Genomic DNA, 2,660 nt, shown 5'->3' with positions numbered 1-2,660 from the left:
CCTTAACATCAGCCGATACGTTCACGTTGGAGACGAAGTAGAAGACCTCGATGTAGCCGAAGAGGTCGAGAAGTTGATCGAAATCCAGGCTCAGCGCGATGTTGCCGAGGCGAACATGATGAGCTTCCTAAAGGAGCTTGGTTATGCGGCCTAGCGCTGACTGGAGGCATGTTGCACTGCGCGAAGTTGCGGAAATCAATCCTGAAAGCCTGCCTAGTTCTACCGCGCAGGATTTTATCTTTCGCTACATAGATATTGCAACTGTTTCTGGGCCGTCTGAGATGGGCGAAGCTCGCAGGATGAAGTTCTCAGCCGCCCCTAGCCGTGCCCGCAGGATCGTCCGCGATGGTGATATACTTGTATCGACTGTTCGACCGTATCTTCGATCGTTTTGTCGAATTCGAAGCACGAGCAACGACCTAATCGCTTCGACGGGATTTGCCGTAGTTCGCCCACGATCCGGCGTAGATAGCGAGTTCCTGAGCCAGCACGTTCTTTCACAATGGTTTGTAAATCACCTCATTCCCAGAATGAAAGGGTCGAACTATCCTGCGGTGTCCGCAGACGACGTAGGAGACTATCGCCTGTTGTTACCACCCACTGCCGAACAGCGCCGAGTCGCAAACATCCTATCCAGCGTGGACGAGGCGATCCATAGCACACAGGCTGCTATCGAGCAGACTCGGACCGTTAAGCAAGCTGTGATCCAACGCTTGCTGCTCAGGGGTATCGGCCACACCCGCTTCAAGCAGACGGAGATCGGGGCGATACCGGAAGGATGGACCGCGCGGCCGGTTGCAGAAGTCTGCCGTTTGTCGGGAGGAGCAGGTTTTCCCATCAAGTATCAAGGTCATAGGGGCCTGCCGTATCCCTTCGTCAAGATTAGCGATATGAATACGCCTGGAAATCAACGGATAGTGAGGCGGGCGGCAAACACGATAGACGATAATATTGCTAAATCGATCAAATCTAGGCCCTTTCCAGCAGGCACGCTTATATTTCCGAAGGTTGGCGCTGCATTGCTGACAAATAAGCGAAGGATTCTAGGGCAGGTGTCATTTGTTGATAACAATATTATGACCGCAAGTGCTGGAACTGAAGTTGATGCGAATTTTCTCTTTCATTTGTTTTGTCGGATCGACCTTTCGGAGCACGTACAAACGGGGGCGGTGCCGTCTGTGAATCAGAGAGCAGTTGGGAGCATCGTTGTGCCTTTACCACCTCGCGAAGAACAAGAAAAAATTGTCGATCGTATCGCGAGCTTGGAGGCAGCCGAAGAAAGTCTTACACAGCAGCAGGCCGTGCATTCGGGCATGAAGTCTGCACTTATGTCCGACCTACTGACAGGCCGGGTGCGCGTCCAGGCTGACCTCCCGATGGCGGCCGAGTAAGAGGGCCTCATGGCGGGCATGGAATGGCATCTTGCCGAGGGGCCGGCCATCGCTTGCGTGGAGGACCTTGGATATCACCACGTGCCGCCGGCCGAGCACGCGAGCCTGCGCGACGGCGACAACGAGGTTCTCTTCCGCCCGCACCTGATCGGGGCGCTCCAGCGCATCAACAGCATCTCGGAGGCAGATGCGCGAGCCGCCGCCGCCGACCTCGCCGCGCTCTCGGACAACGAGGTGTGGCTCTCCGTCCTGCGCGGCAACTTCAGCCGCACCGTTCAGGGCGCGACTACGCGTCAGACGCTGCGCGTGATCGATTTCGTCAAGCCAAAGAACAACCTGTTCACGGTCACGAACCAGTTCCGCGTCAAGACCGAGAAATCTCGGATCGCCGACGTGGTGTTGCACGTGAACGGCATTCCACTCGTCGTCGTCGAATGCAAAAGCCCGGTGAACGGTAGGGACAAGACCGGCGAGGCGTTCGAGCAGATCAGGCAGTACGAGCGCGACATCCCGCGCTTGTTCCTGTCGAACTGCTTCAACATCGTCACGGACGGCCTAGCCTGCCTATACGGCGCGACTGGAAGCCCGTCGAAGTTCTGGGCCGAATGGGGCGACCCCTGGCCCCGGAAAACGGGCGACTTTCCCGACAAGCTTTCGGAGGGGCTGTGGAGCCTTCTGGAGCCGACGCGACTCCTCGATCTGGTTGCCCACTTCATCGTGTTCGAGAAGACCGAGACCGGCACGATCAAGAAGGTCTGCCGCTACCAGCAGTTCCGGGCCGTCAACAAGATCGTCGAGCGCGTCGTCCAGGCGGAGCATCGGCGCGGGCTAATTTGGCACACGCAGGGCTCGGGCAAGTCGCTCACAATGGTATTCGCGGCGCTCAAGCTGAAAACGCACCTGACGCTCGATACGCCGGAACTCACCAATCCGAACCTGATGGTGCTGACCGATCGGCTCGACCTGCACGGTCAGATCAGCGGCACCTTCGCGGCTTGCAGCCTACCAAATCCCGTCGCGCCTGAGAGCATCCGCGCGTTGCACGACCTGATCGGCAAGGGCACGGACGGCCTCACTGTCCTCTCGACCATCTTTCGATTCCAAGGCTCAGATGAGCCGATCCCGAACTCCGGCAACTGGATCGTGATGGTGGATGAGTGCCACCGCACCCAGGAGAAGGACCTCGGAGCCTATCTGCGGGCAACCATGCCCGACGCGCGGTTCTTCGGCTTCACCGGAACGCCGATCCGCAAGGACGACAAGGACACC

At 58.0% G+C, this 2,660-nt stretch carries 2 protein-coding genes; both read left to right on the top strand.

Translation table 11 applies throughout. The annotated features are described in order from the left end of the window. Positions 1–143: 143 nt before the first annotated feature. Positions 144–1,391: a restriction endonuclease subunit S gene (locus MFF42_RS25885; RefSeq protein WP_238258827.1), complete on the top strand. Its 1,248-nt coding sequence runs from the start codon at positions 144–146 to the stop codon at positions 1,389–1,391. A gap of 9 nt (positions 1,392–1,400) precedes the next feature. Next, on the top strand, positions 1,401–2,660 hold a 1,260-nt coding region (locus MFF42_RS25880; RefSeq protein ID WP_238258826.1), incomplete at its 3' end, for a type I restriction endonuclease.

Origin of the sequence: Methylorubrum podarium (assembly GCF_022179745.1) — a bacterium.
Classification (GTDB): Bacteria; Pseudomonadota; Alphaproteobacteria; order Rhizobiales; family Beijerinckiaceae; genus Methylobacterium; species Methylobacterium podarium.
The sequence above is the reverse complement of the archived record's forward strand: the minus strand, read 5'-3'. Positions and strand labels throughout refer to the sequence as shown.